Source organism: Corynebacterium confusum (assembly GCF_030408715.1).
Lineage (GTDB): Bacteria > Actinomycetota > Actinomycetes > Mycobacteriales > Mycobacteriaceae > Corynebacterium > Corynebacterium confusum.
In genome coordinates this window covers 1,551,125-1,571,560 of sequence record NZ_CP047202.1, presented here as the reverse complement: position 1 = coordinate 1,571,560, position 20,436 = coordinate 1,551,125, and the positions used below count along the sequence as shown (strand labels likewise).

Below are 20,436 nucleotides of genomic sequence, written 5' to 3'. Positions count from 1 at the left end.
CGGCGCTATAGGCCAACTTTCTGGGCCCTATTTTAGAACATTGACGCGGGCTCGTGCGATCGAACACCCCCGCCGCGCGGGGCCGGCGGAGCTACTACTCTAGGACGGGTGAGTATTAAGCGCGTTCTGATCCTGGGATCTACCGGCTCAATCGGTACCCAAGCAGTGGAAGTCATTCGGGCCAACCCCGACAAATTCGCGGTCGTGGGCATCGCCGCCGGCGGCAGTAACCCGCAGGCCATCGCGGAGCAGGCCCGGCAACTCAACCTTTCGGCTAACCACGTCGCGGTAGCCGACCGGCAGGCCGCCGCGGAGGTCTCGGAGGCCTTGGGCGGAAAGGTCATCGCCGGCCCAGATTCCGCGGAGGAGCTTACCCGCCTAGTCACCGCGGACACGGTGCTCAACGCCCTGGTCGGTTCGCTGGGGCTCAAGGCCACCCTGGCCGCCATCGAGACTGGCTCCTACCTGGCGCTGGCCAACAAGGAATCCCTGGTGGCCGGCGGCACGCTGGTCACCAACACCGCCCGCGAGGGACAGATCGTGCCGGTGGACTCGGAGCACTCGGCCATGGCCCAGGCGCTGCTGGCGGGCCGGCGCGGCGAGCTGCGCTCGCTGGTGCTAACCGCCTCGGGCGGGCCGTTTAGGGGCTGGACCCGCGAGCAGATGTGGGAGGTGACCCCGCAGCAGGCCGCTCAGCACCCGACGTGGTCGATGGGGCAGATGAACACCCTGAACTCGGCCACGCTCATCAACAAGGGCTTGGAACTCATCGAGGCGACGTTGCTCTTCGACGTGCCGGCCGCCGACATCGAGGTCACCGTGCACCCGCAGTCCATCGTGCACTCGATGGCCACCTTCGTCGACGGCTGCACCATGGCGCAGGCCTCCCCGCCGTCGATGAAGCTGCCGATTTCCCTCGCCCTGGACTGGCCGAACCGCTTGCCGGATGCCGCCCCGGCGCTGGACTTTAGCAACGCCTACACGTGGGAATTCGAGCCGCTGGATGATGAGTCCTTCCCAGCGGTGCAGCTGGCCCGCCAGGTGGCGACCACCGGCGGCAGCCACCCGGCGGTGTACAACGCGGCGAACGAGGAAGCGGCCGCGGCGTTTCTGGCCGGGCGGCTCCACTTCCCGCGCATCGTGGACATCGTGGGCGAAGTGGTAGGTGACTGCGGCGGTTATGCTGGTGTACCCTCAAGCGTCGGTGATGTCCTCGCCGTCGAGCGCGAGGCCCGCGCCCGCGCCAATGAGCGCGTAGATCACTACGCCCGCTAGCCAGCTAGAAAGCGGTACTGTTAATGGCCAATATCTTGGGGATAGTCCTGTTCGCCCTGGGCATCGGGATTACCATCGCCCTGCACGAGGCGGGGCACATGCTCACCGCCCGTGCCTTTGGGATGCGGGTGCGCCGTTATTTCATCGGCTTCGGCCCGAAGCTGGTGGGCTTTACCCGCGGGCATACCGAGTACGGGCTGGCCGCCCTACCGGTCGGCGGCTTCTGCGATATCGCGGGCATGACCCCGCAGGACGAATTCCTCACCGAGGAGGAAAAGCCCCACGCGATGTACACCAAGCCGTGGTGGCAGCGCATCGCGGTGCTCAGCGGCGGCGTGGCCGTGAACCTGGTCTTGGGCTTTCTGATCCTCTTCATCGTCGCTCAGACCGCGGGCCTGCCCGATCCGAAGGCGGACTACCGCCCGCGCGTGGGCGAGACCGTCTGTAGTGCAGACGCGGATGCCGCCGGGAAAATCCAGCCGTGCCAGGGCGATGGCCCCGCGGCTGCGGCAGGAGTGCGCCCGGGCGACATCATCCTGACCCTGAACGGGGAAGAGATCCCGGATTTCACGACCCTTCGCGACGAGGTCCTCCAGCTGCCGGGCGAGACCATCGAGCTGGGCATCGAGCGCGACGGTCAGGCCCGCACCGTCGAGGTGGCACTCGACACCGTCCTGCGCCCGGACCCGCAGGGGGAGCTGGTCGAGGCCGGTTCTATCGGGCTGGTCAACCAGCCGCTGGACACGGTCCGGCAGTACGGCTTCTGGGAGGCGTGGCCGGCCACCTGGCACTACTCCTGGAACATGCTGGAGGCGACCGTCGAGGGCATTAAGCAATTCCCGGCGAAGATCCCGGGCGTGGTGGCCTCCATCTTCGGCGCCGAGCGTGACGAGCAGGGGCCGATGTCCGTCGTGGGCGCCTCCCGCGTGGGCGGCGAACTGGTGGAAAACGACCTGTGGGCGGCGTTTTTCATGATGCTGGCGACGCTGAACTTCTTCCTGGCCTTGTTCAATCTCATACCGCTCCCGCCGTTTGACGGCGGCCACATCGCGGTGGTCTTTTACGAAAAGATCCGGGACTTCTTCCGGCGCATGGCCGGCAAGCAACCCGCCGGCCCGGCGGACTACACCAAGCTCATGCCCGTGACTTATGCGATCGCGGCGGCGCTGCTGGCCGTCGGCGTGGTCATCATCATCGCGGACGTGGTCAATCCCATCCGGCTCTTCGGCTGACCGGGCCGCCCCAGCGCAGGCGTCGGTGCGCGGCAGGCAGTGCTAAAGTGGGGGCGTTATCGGTAGTACCGCACAACCTGTCCCTACTTTTCCTAGCTGGTTTCCGTCCTCTGCGGGCGGCACCTGTCGGAGGGGCGAGGACAGACCGGCAAATCAGACAAGCAAGGAGCGTGCATGTCAACCTCTATTGGTCTCGGCATCCCCGAAGGACCGCCGCCTACCCTGGCCCCGCGGCGTAAGACCCGTCAGCTTTCCGTCGGCCCCGTCGGTGTGGGCTCGGAGCACCCCATCTCGGTCCAGTCGATGACCAACACCAAAACGCACGACATCAACGCCACGCTGCAGCAGATCGCGCAGCTGACCGCGTCCGGCTGCGACATCGTGCGCGTCGCGTGCCCGAAGCCCATCGACGCCGAGGCGCTGCCGACCATCGCGAAGAAGTCGCCCATCCCGGTCATCGCGGACATCCACTTTCAGCCGAAGTACATCTTCCAGGCCATCGAAGCCGGCTGTGCCGCGGTGCGCGTGAACCCGGGCAACATCAAGGAATTCGACGGCCGCGTTAAGGAGGTCGCACAGGCGGCCGGCGACGCCGGCATCCCGATCCGTATCGGCGTCAACGGCGGCTCCCTGGACAAGCGCCTGCTGGAAAAGTACGGCAAGGCCACCCCGGAGGCCTTGGTCGAGTCCGCCATCTGGGAGGCCGGCCTCTTCGAGGGGCACGGCTTCGGCGACATCGCCATCTCCGTCAAGCACTCCGACCCGGTGCTGATGGTGGAGGCCTACCGCCAGCTGGCCGAGCAGACCGACTACCCGCTGCACCTGGGCGTTACTGAGGCCGGCCCGAAGTTCATGGGCACCATCAAGTCCTCGGTGGCCTTTGGCTCGCTGCTGTCCCAGGGCATTGGCGACACCATCCGCGTGTCCCTGTCGGCCGACCCGGTGGAAGAGATCAAGGTGGGCGACCAGATCCTGCAGTCGCTGAACCTGCGCCCGCGCAAGCTGGAGATCGTCTCCTGCCCGTCCTGCGGCCGCGCCCAGGTCGATGTCTACACGCTGGCCGAGGAAGTCACCGCCGGCCTCGACGGGATGGAGTTCCCGCTGCGCGTGGCCGTCATGGGCTGCGTGGTTAACGGCCCGGGCGAGGCACGCGATGCCGACCTCGGCGTTGCCTCCGGCAACGGCAAGGGCCAGATCTTCGTCAAGGGCGAGGTCATCAAGACCGTGCCGGAAGACAAGATTGTCGAAACGCTCATCGAGGAAGCTCAGCGCATTGCTGAGGAAGAAGGCATGGAAGCTGTCGAGGGCGCCAAGGCCGAGGTACGTGTCACGAAATAACAAATTGGCTTAGGCCGGCACGAAAGATGTGTTGGTCACGGCCGGCAGCCACTAGCCGAGTAGTGTTTGCACATATGAAAAAGGCGGTGGCTTTGCTGTGGGTAACAGCGTTGTGTAGTGCCGGGGTAGTGGCCTGTACGCCGAAGCCGCCGTCGGTCGATCCGGTGGCCGAAGAGGTATTCACCGCTCTTGAGGAAGGCGACACGGAGTCCCTAGACGGGCTGGTCGATAATGCCGAGGCCACCCGGCAGACCTTCCAAGAAAGCTACGACAGCCTGCAGGCCGAAGGTGTGGATTTCGAGTTGGCCGGCGTCAACAGCCACGATCCGGGCTACGCGACCGTGGATTACTCGGTGACCTGGACGTTGCCACGGGATCGGCAGCTGCACTACGACACCCAGATGGCGCTGACCAAGTCCAATGACGAATGGACCGTGCGCTGGCAGCCGTCGATGATCCATCCCAAGCTGGGGGCGAATCAGCACCTGGAGCTGCGTGCCATCGAAGCCGAGCGGGCCGGGGTGGTCAGCTCCGACGGGGTGGAGCTGCTCAAGCCGGGCACGGAGTTCCGCCTGTTGGTAGACGGGGAGAAGACCTCCTCGCCGCGCGGGCTGGCCGCGCGGATTGCCGACGCGGTCTCTCGCGCCAAAGCCGAGGATGAGACCGTCGGCGACATTGACGCCAAGGAGCTGGCCAAGACGCTGGAGGACAACACCGGCACCTATTCGGTCGGGATGTACAGCGAGGTCGCCGGCAAGATCCTGCAGGAAGAGCTGGCCGGGGTGGACGCGGTGCGCCTTAACGAGGAACCGGCACTGGTGACGAAGGACCCCGGTTTCGCGCCGGATATTATGTCGCGCGTGCGCTCCCTGGTCCAGGATGATGTGGACGGCAACAACGGCTGGAGCATCTCTGTGGTCAACGAGCACGGCGCCGCCCTCAGCGACGTCGAGCGCCATGCCCCGGAGCCGGCGCCGGCGCTGAAGGTGGGCATCGACTACGACGTCCAGCGCGCCGCCCAGGAGGCCGTCGATGCCCGGGCGGGGCAGGAGGCCATGATGGTGGCGATGCGCCCGTCGACGGGCGAAATCCTGGCCGTCGCGCAGACCGCCGAGGCCGACAAGAAGGGCGATTTGGCTTTGCAGGGCCAGTACCCGCCGGGCTCGGTATTCAAGATCATCACCGCCGGGGCGGGCGTTGACCACCAGGGCCTGGCGCCTAGCACGATCGTTCCGTGCCCAGGCACGATGGATATCTACGGCCGCGTGGTGACCAATTACAACGGCTTCGCGCTGGGCGATGTCCCGCTGGAGCGCGCGTTTGCCCAATCGTGCAACACGACCTTCGCTGATATCTCCACCAAGCTGGCCCCGGGCGAGCTGAAAGACATGTCGAAGGCCTTCGGGCTGGGCATCGACTACGAGGTGCCGGGATTAAACACCATCACCGGCTCGGTGCCGATGGGCGAGGAGCCGCTGGAGCGCACCGAGGCCGGCTACGGCCAGGGCCACGACCTGGCCAGCCCGTTTGGCATGGCGCTGGTCTCTGCGACCGTGGCGGCCGGCAAGCGGCCGGTGCCGGCCCTCCTGGCGGGCCGGGAGACTAAGGCCAGTGAGGACGTCAACGGACCAAGCCCGGAAATCATCGACAAGCTGCGGCAGATGATGCGGGCGACGGTGACAAACGGTACGGCCTCCGGCATGCAGGCCGGAGGCGAAATCCACGGCAAGACCGGCGAGGCCGAGATCAACGAGGGCTCGCACGCCTGGTTCACTGGCTACCGCGCCGACGATGATATCGCCTTCGCCACGTTGGTGGTCTTGGGCGGCGGCTCGGAGGTCTCCGTGGCGATGACGGACAGCTTCTTCCAGAAACTGGACCAGTACCGCGCCGAGCCGGATCCGGACACGCCGGCGGCCCCGGCGGAGAACTAACGCGCGCCGCGCGCAGCGTTAACGACGTCTGAACCCGGCGGGTTGCTTTGCCGTCATGGGGACTACGATGGAGAGCATGACTAACCGCGGAAAACTGCAACCTGGTAAAGAAACTCCCGTGCGCACTGTCGATGAGTCTATCGAGCGCCCCGAATACGTCTGGAAGGACACGGTCCAAGAAAATATTGGGGAGCCGTTCGTCCAGACCCCGGAGACTATCGAGGCCATGCGTGAGGCCTCCAAGATTGCGGCCAACGCCCTGCAGGAGGCCGGCAAGGCGGTGGCTCCGGGTGTGACCACCGACGAGGTCGATCGCGTGGCGCACGAGTACATGTGCGACCACGGCGCTTACCCGTCGACCCTGGGGTATATGGGCTTCCCGAAGTCGTGCTGCATTTCCCTTAACGAGATTGTCTGTCACGGCATCCCGGATAGCACCGTGATTGCCGACGGCGACATCGTCAACATCGACGTCACCGCGTACAAGAACGGCGTGCACGGCGACACCAACGCCACTTTCCTCGCCGGCAACGTCTCTGAGGAGCACAAGCTGCTCGTTGAGCGTACTAAAGAAGCGATGATGCGCGGCATCAAGGCCGCCAAGCCGGGCCGTGAGGTCAACGTCATCGGCCGCGTCATCGAGTCTTATGCCAAGCGCTTCGGCTACAATGTCGTCGAGGACTTCACCGGCCACGGTGTGGGCCCGACCTTCCACAACGGACTGGTCGTGCTGCACTACGACTCCATGGCCTACCGCAACGTCCTGGAGCCGGGCATGACCCTGACCATCGAGCCGATGATCAACCTGGGCTCCCTGGACTACGACATCTGGTCCAACGGCTGGACCGTGCAGAACAAGGACGGCAAGTTCACCGCCCAGTTCGAGCACACCCTGGTCATCACCGAGGACGGCAACGAAATCCTCACCCTCCCGGACGAGAACTAAGCACCCTTCCTCCCCGGCGGCGCCCACGCCGAACGGGGAGAAGGCATAAAAAGGCGCCGGCCCCACAAGGGGACCGGCGCTTTAGCGTATTTGAGTAAACGCTTTACTTGAACAGGCCGTCGAAGATGTGGCCCGGCAGGATGCCGTTGAACACGGCGTAGTTGTAAGCAGCGATCAGGCCGCCGACCAGGGACAGAACGCCGCCGGCGATGGTGGTGTCGCGGAACAGGACGGCCCAGTCCGGAAGATCCTCATCATCTGCCTTCTCGGAGCCGAGCAGGTCGACGCCGGAGACCTGGTTTTCGTCCTTGATGACGGGCTTGCCGTCCTCGCCCTCGGTCCAAGCGCCCAAGTCCTTGCCCCACTGGGAGGACGAGGAGCCGATGGAGCTGGAGCTGGATTCCTCGGCGGAGGCGATGGCGGTGCCGGAGAAGGCGACGGTCAGAGCGGTGGCGGCAGCAACAGCTGCGGTGCGGAAGTTACGCATTTTAGTTACCTTTCAGGGAAACGAGTTGAGCTGAGTGCTGTCTTAGCGGGAGAACGGGCCGTACTTGATGAAGTTGTCCAGCGGGCCAACGATCATGCCCAGCACGGAGCCGATGCCGCCGGCGATCAGCAGGCCGTAGAGAGCCTTTGCCCAGTTCGGGACGTTGGTGAAGTCCTTGGAGGAACCGAAGATGGAGACGCCGTCGGCTGCCTTGTCACCCTCGAGGTTCAGGCCGGTGTTGATCTTGGAGGACAGGCTCGGGGTGTAGTCCTTGTCGGTGGTGTCCTGGTCAGCACCATCGGTGGTCAGGTTGGTGTGGTCTTCTTTGACGATCTTGTTGCCGCCCTGGTCAACGGTGTTGGTCTCAGCGGTAGCGATGGAGGTGCCGCTGAAGGCTACAGCGACGGCAGTGGCGCCAGCGATGGCTGCTTTGCGAATACGCATATTAAATCCTTAAGAGAGGTCGTAATGTGCAAGGCTTCCCTCGTGGAAACCTGTTGTGTTGTGTGGCAATCACAGCGGATTGCCAGATTACACTCGGTCCCCGGACAGTGGCTGGAGCCGGTGTCAAAGAGGAAGGCTAACGGATATGGTGCGCAAATGCAGCCTGTTCACACTAATTTGGGGGAGGAAGAGCTATCAGTCTCCTTCAAGCTTAATAAACGTAAGTTGAATTAAGGACAACTGATCCAGGCTAAAGTCCCTGCTATGCTAATGCTGGTGTGACTATTGTGGTGGATGGTGAAGTAGTCACACCGGCGGTCGGGGGGAATTTTTTGGGAAAATTTAGGAAAAATCTAGCCCCAAAAGTGCGTTCTCGGTGAGCTCCGGCAGGGCCGGGTGGATCCAATACTGCTTCGTGGCGACCTCACGCACGTCCAAGCCGAAGGCCATCACGGTGATCATCTGCTGGATGAGGGTGGACGCCTGCGGGCCGTAGTAGTGCGCGCCCAGCAGCTGGCCGGTGGCTTTGTCCGCGATGAGCTTGCAGATTCCCGTGTGGTCCTCCATCGCCCAGCCGTAGGCCACGTCGCCGTAGTCTTGGACCTTGACGGTCACGTCGTAGCCCTGTTCGCGCGCGGCGTCCTCGGTAAGCCCGACGGTGGCGATCTGCGGGTGGGTGAAGATAGCCGAGGGGACCAGATCGTGGGGCATCGGGCGCATGTCGTCCGGGTGCAGGATGTTGTGGCGCACGGCCTTGGTCTCCGCGTTCGCGACGTGCTTGAGCATGTACGGCGAGGAAACATCGCCGAGTGCCCACACTCCCTCCGCGGTGGTGTGGCCGTAGTCGTCGACGGCAATGCGCCCGTCTTCGCGCATCTCAATCCCGGCAGAGTCCAGGTTCATCTGGTCGCCGTTGGGCACGCGGCCGGTGGCGATGAGGATCTCCTCGGCGGTGATGGTCTGGCCATTGTCCAGCTCTAGCTCGACGCCCTCGCCGCCTTCGCGCAGGGCGGTGCCGTTGGCGCCGGTGATGACCTCGAAGCGCTGCTTGGCCTGCTCGTTGAAACGAGTGGACAGGTCCTTGTCGAGGAAGCGCAGCAGTTCCTCCGAGCGGTTGACGATGGTGACCTGCGTGCCCAGCCCGTCGAAGACGTGGGCAAATTCCATGGCGATAAACCCGCCGCCGACGATAATCAGCGACTTCGGCTGCCGCTCCAGGCGCATGATGTCTTCGTTGGTGCGGTAGCTAACCCCGGAGTTCGCGTAGACCTCGGGGATAAGCGGGCGCGAGCCGGTAGCGATGATGATTTGCTCGCCGCTAATCGTCTTGACTTCCTCGCCTTGGCCGGTGCGAATGGTCTTGGGGCCCACGAAACTGGCGTGCTGGTCGTAGACAGTAATATTCGGGGTCTCGTCGCCGCGGCGGTAAGCCTCGCCGCCCTCGGCGATCTTATCGATGCGCTGGTGGAAGACGCGGTCCACGATAGAGTCCCAGTCGACGCTGTCCACGTGGGCCTGAATGCCCAGCTTGTCGGCCGTGCGGGTGCCGTAGGCGGTATCGGCGGCGTAGACGTACATCTTTGTCGGGATGCAACCGACGTTCATGCAGGTTCCGCCGAAGCGACCGGATTCGACGATGGCGATGGACTTGTCGTCGAAGTCCGGGGTGGGGATGGAGTTGCCGGAACCGGCGCCGATGATGATGAGGTCATAGTGGGCGTCGACAGCCGGGGCGGCGGCGGACTGGGTCATGGATTTTCTCCTTATATAACTGGTGGGGAAGTAGGGCCCGAAGATTAAGGCCTCGTTGAGCCTTGAAAGTAGTCCTTTACTACTAGTGTGCCCGTGCTAGCCAGTGAGAGCTAATCTCAAAGGCCTCGCGGCGCGCAGGCGGCAGCGACAAAAAGACTTCGTGCCGGGCGCCCAGGATCGGACAGACAGTAATGTCGTTGCCCAAGCGGGGAGCCCAGCGGACGGTCTGGGAGACATCCACGACGGCGTCGGCCGTGTCCGTCTCCGGCGAATAGGGCTTGCCCAGCCGCGAGCGGGTCGAGCACAGCACCAGCCCCGGCACGCCGATATCGATGGCCCCTTGGTGGATCCGGTCCTGGCCGGCAATGACCCCGCGCAGCCAGCCCAGGTACTTCTTGTGTCCGGACAGCGGCTTCAGTGTGATGTCGTAGTCCCACTCGCCGTAGCGAGAGGCGTGGATGGAGTCGCCGAAAGCGCTCAAGCCCCCGCCGGGGAAGGCCACCTTCGGAAAGGCCTTGCCGATGGCGTTGATGACCGGCTTGGCGGCCTGCAACACGGGCTTCGGCACGCCCATGATGTCGAGCCACGGGCTGTTAAAAATCGCCGAGGACACTCGTGCGTGTGCGGCGGGCTGGGACGTGCGCAGCCGGTCCAACCAAAGCGGCACGATGACCCCCGCCGTCGAGTGCGCGATGGGAGTGACGTCGGGGTGTGGGCCGCAGATTTCTTCCAAGGCCGCGTCGAGGTCGGCGTAGTATTCCTCCATCGCCGCGGCGTAATGCCACGTCTGGCCCTCCCGGCGGGAGCGGCCGCATTTGTGTAGATCAATGGCGTAGAAGGCATAGCCGCGGGCGTGGAAATAGCGAGCCACGTGTGCCTGGAAGAAGTAGTCGGTCATGCCGTGCACCCACAAAAGGGCTGGGCGGGCAGTGAACTCTTCGTCCCCTTCCGGGCCTTCCTCCGGGGCGGTGGCGGGAGCATCAGCGGCGCCGTCCGAGCCGGGGTAGTACCGGACGAGAGTGGCGCACAGATCGCCCTCACCCAGTGGATCGGGGCCTAGCTCGAGGGTGCGGGCGGAAAATCCCGCGCCCAAGCGGTCTGGGTGCCAGTGTTCGGGTTGGTTCACACTCATGCCCCCAACTTTAGGCACACTTGCGCTTCAATTCCGCCTCAATCACGCCTTCGGCGGGGCGCCAGTACAAATCGCCGGGCTACCAGCGTAGGGTTGTAGACAACGCGTTTGCCTGGGGCCGCGAAGCCGGTGACCCAGGCACTGCGCTGCGAAAGGATCGGATAGCCCCTTTTGCGAAGCTTTGACCACAATCATGTTGAATATGAAGAGGTAAGTAACAAGGTGTCCCCCGCAAAAAACGTCGTCCAAGCAGTAGACGAGGTAGACGTAGCACTCGTCGGCGCCGGCATTATGAGCGCCACCCTGGGTGCGATGCTCCGCGAACTTGAGCCCAGCTGGACCCAGATGGTCTTCGAGCGTCTTGACGCTCCCGCCGAGGAGTCCTCCTCCCCGTGGAACAACGCCGGCACCGGTCACTCCGCGCTGTGTGAGCTTAACTACACCCCGGAGAAGAACGGCCGCATTGATGCCTCCAAGGCGATGAACATCAATGAGAAGTTCCAGGTCTCCCGCCAGTTCTGGTCCCACCAGCTCAACAACGGCATCTTGACGGACCCGCGGGAATTCATCAACCAAGTTCCGCACATGTCCTTCGCCCAGGGCGAAATCCAGGTGGACTACCTGCGCCGCCGCTACGAGCTGCTCAACCAGAACCACATGTTCCCCGAGATGCAGTTCTCCGCGGATGATTCCGTTTTCGCAGAGAAGCTTCCGCTCATGGCCCAGGGCCGCGACTTCAACTCCCAGAAGGTCGCCATCTCCTGGACCGACGTGGGAACCGACGTCAACTTCGGCGCCCTGACCAAGCAGTTCCTCACCGCCGCCAAGGCGGCCGGCACCGAGGTCCGCTACGGCCAGGAGGTCTACGACCTCAAGCGCGACGGTGGTGTGTGGAAGATCTACTCCAAGAACCGCCACACCGGTGATACCCAGATGACCAAGGCGAAGTTCGTCTTCGTCGGCGCGGGCGGCTACGCCCTCGGCCTGCTGCGTAAGGCCGGTGTGCGCGAGGTCGCCGGCTACGCTGGCTTCCCGGTCTCCGGCCTGTGGCTGCGCGCCACCAACCCGGAGCTGATCCAGCAGCACCAGGCCAAGGTCTATGGCAAGGCCAGCGTCGGCGCCCCGCCGATGTCCGTGCCGCACCTGGACACCCGCGTCATCGACGGCGAGAAGGGCCTGTTGTTCGGCCCGTACGGTGGCTGGACCCCGAAGTTCCTGAAGAAGGGCTCCAACCTGGACCTGTTCAAGTCCATCCGCCCGGACAACATCCCGTCCTACCTGGGCGTAGCCGCCCAGGAGTTCGGCCTGACCAAGTACCTGGTGCAGGAGGTCATGAAGGACTTCGACGACCGCCTGAAGTCCCTGTGCGAGTACGTGCCGTCCGCCGACCCGAACGACTGGGAGACCATCGTGGCCGGCCAGCGCGTCCAAGTCATCAAGCCGGCCCCGGCCCCGCGCTTCGGCTCCCTGGAATTCGGCACCACCCTGATCAACAACCCGGAGGGCAACATCGCCGGTCTGCTCGGCGCCTCGCCGGGTGCTTCGATCGCCCCGGCCGTCATGCTGGAGCTGTTGGAGCGCTGCTTCGGTGAGCACATGATCCAGTGGTCTGAGAAGATCTACGAGATGATCCCGTCCTACGGTGAGAAGCTGACCAAGAACCAGAAGCTCTTCGATGAGATGTGGGAGTTCACCCAGAAGACCCTGAAGCTGGACCAGGCCTAAGCCTGCTAGCTAAAGACGGCTTCTTTCACCACCAAGCCCCGCCACGGAGCTATGCCGTTCGGCGGGGCTTGGTGTTTTTTCCGAGTGGTGAGCTCGGCCGCCCACGGAGTGGGGCCTGGGATGCGGCGGTGCTAGGTCCCGCAGTAGGTCAGGTAGTTCTCTAGGCCGCCCGGGTCGGGCTGGGTGAGCAGCTCGCGCTCGTTGTCCGGCAGCGCGTCCACGCCCGCGTCCGGGTCGGTCAGGGCGGCCACCAGGCGTTCGGTGGGGGCGAAGTCACCGTCCGCGGCGGCGTCCAAGGCATGCTCGACTGCGCGCGGCCGCGGGATAAAGCGCGGGTGGTGCTGGTCGAGGCGCGCAGCATCCGGGCCGGCGGTCAGCCAGTCGTTTATCCATTCTTCGTCGCCCAGTGCGTCGGCCAGGCGCCGGGCGGCTTCAGCGTCCCCGGCGGCGGCCGCGGCAAGCTCGCGGTGGCAGGTGCACAGATCCGGTTGGCTTTCGACGAGTAGCTCGCGCCAGCGCCGTACCAGCGCATCTGCGGCGCCGTCAGAAAGGCCCAGGGTCTCCCGCCGCGTGTAGAAGGTGGCGTAGTCGCCGAAGCGCTCGCCGAAGCTATCGACCTCCTGCTGGGCTATCTCGGTCGCGCGGTTGGCATCGTCGCTCAGGATCGGAAGCAGGGACTCGGCCAGGCGGGTCAGGTTCCAGCCCAGGATGTTGGGTTGGTGTCCGAAGGCATAACGGCCGAAGCGGTCGATGGAGGAAAAGACCGCGTGCGGGTTGAAGCGCTCGGTGAAAGCGCAGGGGCCGAAGTCGATGCTCTCGCCGGAGATGGTCGTGTTGTCCGTGTTCATCACGCCGTGGATGAAGCCGGTCTCCTGCCAGCGGACGACGGTGGCTATCTGGGTCTCCATCACCGCGCGGAAGAGGTCCCGGTAGGACTCGGAGGAATCCGCCAGGGCGGGGTAGTGACGCCGGATGGCGTAGTCCGCCAGCGAGCGGGCGGCCTCCGGGCCGCGCAGCTGCGCGTAGTGAAACGTGCCCACCCGTAGGTGGCTGGCTGCCACTCGGACGGAAATCCCGCCGGGCAGGGCGCGCTCCCGGGCCACGGGCCGGCCGGTGGAGATGACCGCCAGGCAGCGCGTGGTGGGGATCCCCATGGCGTGCAGGGCCTCGGAGAAAACGTACTCGCGCAGCATGGCCGGCAGGGTGGCGCGGCCGTCCGCGCCCGGCCGGGAGAACGGCGTCCGGCCAGACCCCTTGACGTGCAGATCCCGCAGGACCCCGTCGGCGTCGCGGACCTCGCCCAGCAGCAGGGCGCGCCCGTCGCCCATGTGCGGATTGAACTGCCCGAACTGGAAGCCGGCGTAAGCCATCGCCCGCGGGGGTTGGTCCGCGGGGTTGCCGCGCCCGCACAGGAAGGCAATTCCTTCCGGGCCGGCCAACCAGTCCGGATCCAGACCCAGCCGTTGTGCCAGTGGCCGGTTAAGCAGCACTAGGCGCGGGTCGGGCTGCTCCTCGCCCCAGCTAGCCCGCACGAAGTCGGGCAGGGCGGTGGCGAAGTCGGCGGTTAGTTCGGTGCCATTGCCTAGAACAAAGGTCATGGGCCCAGCCTAATGGGATTTAAATATCCACGTGGCCGGCGATCCGCACCGTGGCGCGGCCGCCTACCCAGAGTTCGTCGCCGTCATCTCGGATCTCCACCCGCCCGGCGCGGCCGCGGCACGTTCCCTGGCTGACCCAGTACTCCGGCCCCACGGCTTGCCGGGAGCGCAGGAACTGGGCGGCCCCGCCGTTGAGCGAGCCGGTCACGGGATCCTCGTGGTCGGGGGTGAACGCCCGGATGACATAGGCCGGGGAATCGTCCTTGTCGTCGCCGCTGCGGTCGACGTTTTCGCTGGCCTGTCCAGACATGCCCACGACGCCCAGCTTGTGCGGGGTGGTGGGGCGGAAGGCACCGATGGCGCGCACAGCGGCGGCATCGGCGAGCTGTACCATGCGCCAGCCCGGGCCGTTGTCCACCCAGGCGTGGGAGATGACCGCGGCCGGGTCCACGCCGATCGCGCGGCAGCTGTCGGCCAGCTCTTCCTCATTGAGCGGGCCTTCCTGCTTCAGTGGTGGGGTGGCGAAAAACAACGGATCGTCGCCGGCGCCCTCCTGGCGGATGGGGATAAGTCCCGCGCCGCATTCCTGCGTTAGCCGGTCGGGCTGGCGCGGGGTGCCGCCGAAGGCGAGCCAGGCCCGCGCGCTGCCCAGGGTGGGGTGCCCGGCGAAGGGGAGCTCGGTGCGCGGGGTGAAAATCCGCACCCGGTAGTCCGCCTCCGGGGTGGTGGGGCGCAGTAGGAACGCGGTCTCGGACAGGTTCGTCCAATTGGCAATTGCCTGCATCTGCTGGTCGCTTAAAGCATCCGCGTCGGCGACGACCGCGAGCGGGTTGCCGCTAAAGGCGGTGGTGGCAAAGACATCGACCTCGCAATATTCGTGGCGCATGGCGGCGATCTTAGCGCGTCGGCCCGCGCGATCCCGCCTAAGGTAGAGGACATGAACTTGCCGTTGTTTTCCCGCGTCGAGCCCATCCAGACCATGGCCGACGGCACCATCAAACAGGTCAACCCCTTCTCCGGGACGGAAGTGTGGACGGTACCCGGCCGGGGCAACCGGCCTTTGGCCACCACCAACGGCACGCCCCAACCCGCCGAAGGGGACGACGATAAGCGCTGTGCCTTCTGTACTGGGCGAAAGCTAGAAACCCCACCGGAAAAGGCGCGGATCCTGGCCGACGGGACCATCGTCCGGCACGCCATGCCCGCGGAACTCGACGTGACCGCACCGCTGTTTAGGCGCGTGCCCAACCTGTTCGAAATCGTCTCCTACGATTACTGGCGCGCCAACTACGGCTACCGCATGGATGCCGCCACCGCCGCCCACCAGGAGGCCTACCTCGCGAACCCGGAGGGCCGCCGCCACGTCGAGGCCATCATCGCGGCGAAGGCCAAAGCCAGCGGGCAGGAACTTCCCCGCGGCGAGGAGGAATTCCAGGCCGCGGCCGCCCCCTTCTTCGGCGGCGGGCACGACGTCATCATCGCCGACCGACACGTGGACTGCGCCGGCGGGTTGTTGTCCTCCGGGCGGCTGACCCCGGACGAACACCTGCGAATGATGCAGCTGTGCATCGATTCCATGCGGGACCTCTACGAGCACAACCGGTACGTCTCCTACGTGGCCGCGTTCCAGAACTGGCTGGCGCCGGCGGGGGCGTCGTTTGAGCACCTACACAAGCAGCTGGTGGCCATCGACGACCGCGGCATGGCCTCCCAGCGGGAAGTCCAGCTGCTGCGCTCCCACCCGAACATGTACAACGAGTGGGCGGTAGGTTACGCCGCGAAGCACAACCTCGTCATCGCGGAGAACCAGCACGCGGTGCTTTTCGCCGGCTTCGGGCACCGCTACCCGACGCTGGAGGTCTTCTCCAAGTCCGCCATCGGCCGCCCCTGGCGCCAAAGCGCCGAGGAGGTGCGGGCCGTCAGCGACCTGGTCCACGCCGCCCACGCGGCGGTGGGCCCGGCCGTGGCCTGCAACGAGGAATGGCATCACCAGCCCGTCGACGTGGCCGTGCCGCAGCCCTGGCGGATTCTCATCAAGCTGCGCATCTCGACGATGGCCGGCTTCGAGGGAGGCACCAAGATCTACATCAACACCATCAGCCCCTGGGGACTGAAAGACAAGGTGCTCGACGCGCTAACTGACGCCCACGCGGAAGGCCACGTGGGCCCGGATATCCGCCTTGGCGACGAGTGCTGCACCGAGCATAACTGCCTGCGCTACAGCCTGTAAGGAACAGATAGGCGGCGGGCTAGACCACCAGGGTGAGTTCCCCGGCGGGCCGGCCGGTGGTCGCAGGTAGCTCCACCGTGAAGCCGGCACTGTTGAGCAGCTCGGCCACCCCCTCGGCATCGTCAGCGCACCGCTGAGCGCCGGCAAGCTCGCGCGCGGCCAGGCCCTTGTAGTGCTTGTTGAAGTGGCTGACCACCTTCCGGCTGCCGTCCGCCTGCACGGATTCGATGCGCAGCGTCAGCGCGCCGGGCACCGGGCCCAGCTGCTTGTACGCACCCGAGCGCAGGTCGATGATGAGCTCGCCGTCTTCCTGCAGCTTCTGCAGCTCAGCCGTGATGGCCTTGCCCCAGCGCTTCTTCATTGTGGGCGCGGCCTCCGCGGGCTGGGCGCGCCGGGGCAGCTTGGTCGAGCCGGACAGGCGGTAGTGCGGGATGAGATCGCCGGCGCGCACTACCCCGAACAGCGCCGAGCCGACCGCCAGGCGCTCGAGCGCGGTCGGCGGCAGGCTGGCCGGCTCCAAGGCGTCGTAAAGCACCCCGGTATAGCGGTAAAGCGCCGGGGTAGTGGGGGTGGCATAAAGCTGCTGGTTCGCCTCCGCCGACGCCAGGAGCTTTTCGGAAATGCCCAGCACGCCGAGGGCCTCGCGGGGCTCAAGCGCGCAGAGATCCGCGGCTATGTCCTGCCGGATTTCGGTCAGCGCGGGAAAGGATAGCGACTCCAGATCCAGGGGAGCGCCTTCACCGCCGGTCGACTTCGTCTCTGAGGGAGGGAGGATGATGAACATAGCTTTAGGGTAGCGGGGTATATTTGTGACATGATTACTCGCCTGTCTGAGCTGTTTTTACGTACCCTCCGCGAAGATCCTGCGGATGCGGAAGTCCCTAGCCACAAGCTGCTGGTCCGCGCAGGCTACGTGCGCCGAGCCGCGCCGGGCATCTACACGTGGCTGCCGCTGGGGCTGCGGGCGCTGCGCAAGATCGAGGACGTCGTGCGCCAGGAAATGAACGCCATCGGCGGCCAAGAAGTGCTCTTCCCGGCGCTGCTGCCGCGGGAGCCCTACGAGGACACCAACCGGTGGACCGAGTACGGCGACAACCTCTTCCACCTTAAGGACCGCAAGGGCGCGGACATGCTGCTCGGGCCGACGCACGAGGAGATGTTCACCACCGCGGTCAAGGACATGTACTCGTCCTACAAGGATTTCCCGGTGACCTTGTACCAGATCCAGACCAAGTACCGCGACGAGGAGCGCCCGCGCGCGGGTGTGCTCCGCGGGCGCGAGTTCACCATGAAGGATTCCTACTCCTTCGACATGACCGACGAGGGCCTGGAGGACAGCTACCAGCGCCACCGTCGCGCCTACCAGAACATCTTCAACCGCCTGGAGATCGAGTACGCCATCTGCCAGGCTACCTCAGGCGCGATGGGCGGGTCGGCCTCGGAGGAATTCCTAGCCGTGTCCCCGGTGGGCGAGGACACCTTCGTCCGTGCCACCGACGGCGACTACGCCGCCAACGTCGAGGCCGTGGCCACCCAGGCCCCGGCCGAGCGCGACTTCGCCGGCGCCCCGGCCGCCGAAATCCACGAGACCCCGGAGGCGGCCACCATCGAGGCCCTGGTGGACTGGGCCCGCGAGGCGGGCATCGAGGTCGACGGCCGGGCCGTCGAGGCCGCCGATATCCTCAAGTGCATGGTCATCAAGACCCGCCAGCCGGGCGAGGACTGGGAGCTGGCCGGCGTGCTCATCCCGGGCGACCGCCAGCTGGACGAGAAGCGCTTGGAAGCCAGCCTCGAGCCGGCCGAGTTCGAACTGGCCGAGGAGGCCGAGTTCGCCCGCCACGACTTCCTGGTCAAGGGCTACGTCGGGCCGAAGGCGCTTAACGACAACGGCGTGCGCGTGCTCGCCGACCCGCGCGTGGTCAGCGGCACCTCCTGGATCACCGGCGCGGACGCGCCGCAGCGCCACACCGTCGGCCTAGTGGCCGGCCGCGACTACCACGTCGACGAGTTCGTCGAGGCCGCCGAGATCCGGGAGGGCGATCCGGCGCCGGCAGGCCAGGGCACGCTGCGCTTGGAGCGCGGGATCGAGCTGGGCCACATCTTCCAGCTGGGCCGCAAGTACACCGAGGCCTTCAACGTGTCCATCCTGGACGAGAACGGCAAGCGCGCCACGCCCACCATGGGCTCCTACGGCATCGGTATTACCCGCATGCTGGCTGTGCTGGCGGAGCAGCGCCACGACGACAAGGGCCTGAACTGGCCGGTGGAGGTCGCCCCGTACCAGGTGCACGTGGTCGTCGCGAACAAGGACCAGGCCGCCATGGCCGCCGGTGATGAGCTAGTCGACAAGCTCGACAAGCGTGGCATCGAGGTGCTCTTCGACGACCGTCCCAAGGTCTCCCCGGGCGTGAAGTTCAAGGACGCCGAGCTGCTGGGCATGCCGTTCATCGCTATCCTCGGCCGCTCTTTCGCCGACGGCATCATCGAGCTGCGCGTGCGCGGCGGCGAGACCCTCGAGGTCCCGGTCGACGACATCGTCGACACCCTGGTGGAGCGGGTGCGTGGCGATGAATAGGGCGCGGGTTTTCGCCGCGGCCTTGGGCGGCATGGGAGTGCTGCACTTTGCCACGCGCGGTTGTACAACTACGCCTCGGGGCTGTGGGAGCTAGCCACCGCCGGGCTGCTGTGGCGCAAGGAAACCCGCCGGGTGGGCGCGGCCAGCGCGTACGCCTTGCTGCTGGCGGTCTGGCCGGCGAATTTCTACCACGCATGGAAAGAGCGCTCCGGCTCGGTGCCGAAGCGCTGCTATCACGTGGTGCGCTTGCCGCTGCAGATTCCTATGCTGCAGCTGGCGCGCCGTATCTATCAGGCGAACTAGCCTAGCGGGCCACCGCAGTTCGGCCAGGCGCCCGGGCCCTGGGTGGCCAGCACGTTTTCCGCCACGGCGATCTGCTGTTCCGGGGTGGCCTGGTCGGCCTGCGGGGCGTACTGGTGGCCGCCGTGTGCCGCCCAGGTCTGGGCGTTGAACTGCAGGCCGCCGTAGTACCCGTTGCCGGTGTTGATAGACCAGTCGCCGCCGGACTCGCAGGCGGCTACCTGCTGCCAGGCATCGGGGCTAGCGGCGCCGGCGTTCGGGGCGGCGAGGCCGGCGACGCCGATCGCGGTAGCGGCTGCGGCGGACAGGAAAGACTTCCGGGAAAACATAAACTCCTAAAATCGGGTGCAAAGTCTGCCTGGTTGCGTGAGCTCCAAGGCCCGTCGGCAACCAACGGTCGTCCAATTTAGGATCGTCCCCCGCGGCTATGCAATGAAAACCTCCGCAAAATCCATTAATGATTGGCTGGCCGCCCGTTCAGGCGGCGTTAAGCTCACCGCTGTGCCGGGCCGCCCGCGACGGCACCGGCGTAACCGCCGCGAATACCGTTAGGAGCGGGCGGCGACCGCGATGAGCCAGTCGCGCCACTCGGTGGAGGCCGACTTCCCGCTCAAGCGCGCGGCCTCGTCGGTGGCGGCAGCGCGCCAGGTCTCGGCGTTGGACTTGCGCAGCGACCGCACGAACTGCTCGGCGCTGGCTGCGTCCGACGGCAGCTCCAGCCGGGCCGGCTCGTAGCCGGCGGCCGGCTGGGGAACGTCGCCGGTGGCCGCCAGCGCCTGCTGGAGCTGGGCGGTCAGGTGCGCGTGGGTATCCAGGCGGGCGTCGATGATGGGCACGAGCCAGGGCTCGGCAAACGCGCGGGCGAAATCCAGGCCGAAGGATTGCTGGTATTCCCAGTCCAGAAGCTCGCGCGCGGTGTCGGCCTGCTCCGGGACCAGGGCATCGACTGCCAGCACGGACGCGGGATCAGACTCGGAATCCTCGTTAGCGCCGGCGTCTGCGGCGAGGCTATTGACGGCGGCCGAGAGATCGATGGCCTGGTCCGTGACTAGGGGGCGGGACTCGGCCGTTACCGAGGTGAGCTGGTCGAGCACCGCGTCGCGGGCCCGGGTGAGCACGGCCGCGGAGTCTTCCGCGCCTTCGCCCGTGGCAGTTTGTCCGTCGGCTGTGTCTCCGGCGGCGTTCTCTACTTCGCACGACTCCGGCACTTTTCCGTCCTGGGTGCCGCACAGGCGGGCGACCTCCGCGTAGAGGGCGTCGGCCTGGCCCTGGCGCATATCCGCGTTTTCGGGATCGGCGGTATGCAAGGCCTGGGCATCTGCTTCCGCGGCCTGGGCCAGTTCGACCAGGGCCGCGTCCGGGCGGGGACCGAAATAGTCCACCACGGGTTGGCAGGCGGTCGTGGCGGGCACGAGCGCGATAACGGCAACGGCAGGGGTAGCAAGCTTTCGGCGATTCACGCAAGAGA

General features: G+C 65.9%; 18 protein-coding genes. 9 read left to right on the top strand and 9 right to left on the bottom strand.

Going from position 1 to position 20,436, the window contains the following annotated elements; all coding sequences use genetic code 11:
- Nucleotides 1-108 precede the first annotated feature (108 nt).
- The 5 genes from dxr to map all read left to right on the top strand — a co-directional run bounded on the left by dxr (nt 109) and on the right by map (nt 6,725).
- A complete protein-coding gene (gene dxr / locus CCONF_RS07345) occupies nt 109-1,275 on the top strand; it encodes a 1-deoxy-D-xylulose-5-phosphate reductoisomerase (protein WP_290222246.1) in 1,167 nt (388 codons plus the stop codon).
- Between the two features lie 23 nt (nt 1,276-1,298).
- Entirely contained in the window at nt 1,299-2,507 is a 1,209-nt protein-coding gene (locus CCONF_RS07340; protein ID WP_290222244.1) for a M50 family metallopeptidase, read from the top strand.
- Nucleotides 2,508-2,681: 174 nt separating this feature from the next.
- Nucleotides 2,682-3,845, top strand: coding sequence for a flavodoxin-dependent (E)-4-hydroxy-3-methylbut-2-enyl-diphosphate synthase (gene ispG, locus CCONF_RS07335; protein WP_290222241.1), 1,164 nt, complete (start codon nt 2,682-2,684; stop codon nt 3,843-3,845).
- Between the two features lie 74 nt (nt 3,846-3,919).
- Entirely contained in the window at nt 3,920-5,779 is a 1,860-nt protein-coding gene (locus CCONF_RS07330) for a penicillin-binding transpeptidase domain-containing protein (protein ID WP_290222240.1), read from the top strand.
- A 76-nt stretch (nt 5,780-5,855) separates the two neighbouring features.
- Nucleotides 5,856-6,725, top strand: coding sequence for a type I methionyl aminopeptidase (map, locus tag CCONF_RS07325; protein WP_070769457.1), 870 nt, complete (start codon nt 5,856-5,858; stop codon nt 6,723-6,725).
- A 103-nt stretch (nt 6,726-6,828) separates the two neighbouring features.
- Here the strand turns inward: map and CCONF_RS07320 are convergent, their stop codons facing one another.
- The 4 genes from CCONF_RS07320 to CCONF_RS07305 form a co-directional block, all read right to left on the bottom strand.
- Nucleotides 6,829-7,212 carry a hypothetical protein gene (locus CCONF_RS07320; RefSeq protein ID WP_290222232.1) on the bottom strand — a complete coding sequence of 128 codons (384 nt, stop codon included), beginning with the start codon at nt 7,210-7,212 and terminating at the stop codon, nt 6,829-6,831.
- Between the two features lie 42 nt (nt 7,213-7,254).
- The gene (locus CCONF_RS07315) at nt 7,255-7,656 is read right to left on the bottom strand and encodes a hypothetical protein (RefSeq protein WP_290222230.1); all 402 of its coding nucleotides are present in this window, start codon (nt 7,654-7,656) and stop codon (nt 7,255-7,257) included.
- A 342-nt stretch (nt 7,657-7,998) separates the two neighbouring features.
- Nucleotides 7,999-9,408: a mycothione reductase gene (mtr, locus tag CCONF_RS07310; RefSeq protein ID WP_290222227.1), complete on the bottom strand. Its 1,410-nt coding sequence runs from the start codon at nt 9,406-9,408 to the stop codon at nt 7,999-8,001.
- Nucleotides 9,409-9,490: 82 nt separating this feature from the next.
- On the bottom strand, nt 9,491-10,540 hold the full coding sequence (locus CCONF_RS07305; protein WP_290222225.1) for an alpha/beta hydrolase: 1,050 nt from the start codon (nt 10,538-10,540) through the stop codon (nt 9,491-9,493).
- Between the two features lie 222 nt (nt 10,541-10,762).
- On the opposite strand from CCONF_RS07305, the gene mqo reads away from it, so the two are divergent.
- Nucleotides 10,763-12,265, top strand: a complete 1,503-nt coding sequence (mqo, locus tag CCONF_RS07300; RefSeq protein WP_290222223.1) for a malate dehydrogenase (quinone) — start codon at nt 10,763-10,765, stop codon at nt 12,263-12,265.
- 131 nt (nt 12,266-12,396) lie between these two features.
- Here mqo and CCONF_RS07295 read toward each other — a convergent pair whose 3' ends face one another.
- Together CCONF_RS07295 and CCONF_RS07290 are read right to left on the bottom strand one after the other, a co-directional pair.
- A complete protein-coding gene (locus CCONF_RS07295; RefSeq protein ID WP_290222221.1) occupies nt 12,397-13,863 on the bottom strand; it encodes a protein adenylyltransferase SelO in 1,467 nt (488 codons plus the stop codon).
- 19 nt (nt 13,864-13,882) lie between these two features.
- Complete coding sequence (locus tag CCONF_RS07290; protein ID WP_290222218.1) at nt 13,883-14,749, bottom strand: PhzF family phenazine biosynthesis protein; 867 nt, start codon at nt 14,747-14,749, stop codon at nt 13,883-13,885.
- A gap of 51 nt (nt 14,750-14,800) precedes the next feature.
- On the opposite strand from CCONF_RS07290, the gene CCONF_RS07285 reads away from it, so the two are divergent.
- The gene (locus CCONF_RS07285) at nt 14,801-16,093 is read left to right on the top strand and encodes a DUF4921 family protein (protein WP_290222216.1); all 1,293 of its coding nucleotides are present in this window, start codon (nt 14,801-14,803) and stop codon (nt 16,091-16,093) included.
- Between the two features lie 19 nt (nt 16,094-16,112).
- Here CCONF_RS07285 and yaaA read toward each other — a convergent pair whose 3' ends face one another.
- Entirely contained in the window at nt 16,113-16,877 is a 765-nt protein-coding gene (gene yaaA, locus CCONF_RS07280) for a peroxide stress protein YaaA (RefSeq protein WP_290222213.1), read from the bottom strand.
- Between the two features lie 30 nt (nt 16,878-16,907).
- Between yaaA and CCONF_RS07275 the strand changes: the two genes are divergently transcribed.
- The gene (locus tag CCONF_RS07275; protein WP_290222211.1) at nt 16,908-18,668 is read left to right on the top strand and encodes a proline--tRNA ligase; all 1,761 of its coding nucleotides are present in this window, start codon (nt 16,908-16,910) and stop codon (nt 18,666-18,668) included.
- A 60-nt stretch (nt 18,669-18,728) separates the two neighbouring features.
- Nucleotides 18,729-18,971 (top strand): DoxX-related protein, encoded by a 243-nt coding sequence (locus CCONF_RS07270; RefSeq protein WP_290222209.1) that lies wholly within the window; start codon nt 18,729-18,731, stop codon nt 18,969-18,971.
- Here the strand turns inward: CCONF_RS07270 and CCONF_RS07265 are convergent.
- The gene (locus tag CCONF_RS07265; protein WP_290222207.1) at nt 18,968-19,297 is read right to left on the bottom strand and encodes a transglycosylase family protein; all 330 of its coding nucleotides are present in this window, start codon (nt 19,295-19,297) and stop codon (nt 18,968-18,970) included. The two genes, CCONF_RS07270 and CCONF_RS07265, sit on opposite strands and share 4 nt — an antisense overlap.
- A 219-nt stretch (nt 19,298-19,516) precedes the next feature.
- Nucleotides 19,517-20,428 carry a DUF4439 domain-containing protein gene (locus CCONF_RS07260; protein ID WP_290222205.1) on the bottom strand — a complete coding sequence of 304 codons (912 nt, stop codon included), beginning with the start codon at nt 20,426-20,428 and terminating at the stop codon, nt 19,517-19,519.
- Between the last annotated feature and the right edge of the window lie 8 nt (nt 20,429-20,436).

Bases quoted from the DNA above. Each gene is read 5' to 3' on its own strand.
- CCONF_RS07340 (WP_290222244.1), top strand. From the start codon at position 1,299: ATGGCCAATATCTTGGGGATAGTCCTGTTCGCCCTGGGCATCGGGATT.
- ispG (WP_290222241.1), top strand. From the start codon at position 2,682: ATGTCAACCTCTATTGGTCTCGGCATCCCCGAAGGACCGCCGCCTACC.
- CCONF_RS07330 (WP_290222240.1), top strand. From the start codon at position 3,920: ATGAAAAAGGCGGTGGCTTTGCTGTGGGTAACAGCGTTGTGTAGTGCC.
- map (WP_070769457.1), top strand. From the start codon at position 5,856: ATGACTAACCGCGGAAAACTGCAACCTGGTAAAGAAACTCCCGTGCGC.
- CCONF_RS07320 (WP_290222232.1), bottom strand. From the start codon at position 7,212: ATGCGTAACTTCCGCACCGCAGCTGTTGCTGCCGCCACCGCTCTGACC.
- CCONF_RS07315 (WP_290222230.1), bottom strand. From the start codon at position 7,656: ATGCGTATTCGCAAAGCAGCCATCGCTGGCGCCACTGCCGTCGCTGTA.
- mtr (WP_290222227.1), bottom strand. From the start codon at position 9,408: ATGACCCAGTCCGCCGCCGCCCCGGCTGTCGACGCCCACTATGACCTC.
- CCONF_RS07305 (WP_290222225.1), bottom strand. From the start codon at position 10,540: ATGAGTGTGAACCAACCCGAACACTGGCACCCAGACCGCTTGGGCGCG.
- CCONF_RS07295 (WP_290222221.1), bottom strand. From the start codon at position 13,863: ATGACCTTTGTTCTAGGCAATGGCACCGAACTAACCGCCGACTTCGCC.
- CCONF_RS07290 (WP_290222218.1), bottom strand. From the start codon at position 14,749: ATGCGCCACGAATATTGCGAGGTCGATGTCTTTGCCACCACCGCCTTT.
- CCONF_RS07285 (WP_290222216.1), top strand. From the start codon at position 14,801: ATGAACTTGCCGTTGTTTTCCCGCGTCGAGCCCATCCAGACCATGGCC.
- yaaA (WP_290222213.1), bottom strand. From the start codon at position 16,877: ATGTTCATCATCCTCCCTCCCTCAGAGACGAAGTCGACCGGCGGTGAA.
- CCONF_RS07275 (WP_290222211.1), top strand. From the start codon at position 16,908: ATGATTACTCGCCTGTCTGAGCTGTTTTTACGTACCCTCCGCGAAGAT.
- CCONF_RS07265 (WP_290222207.1), bottom strand. From the start codon at position 19,297: ATGTTTTCCCGGAAGTCTTTCCTGTCCGCCGCAGCCGCTACCGCGATC.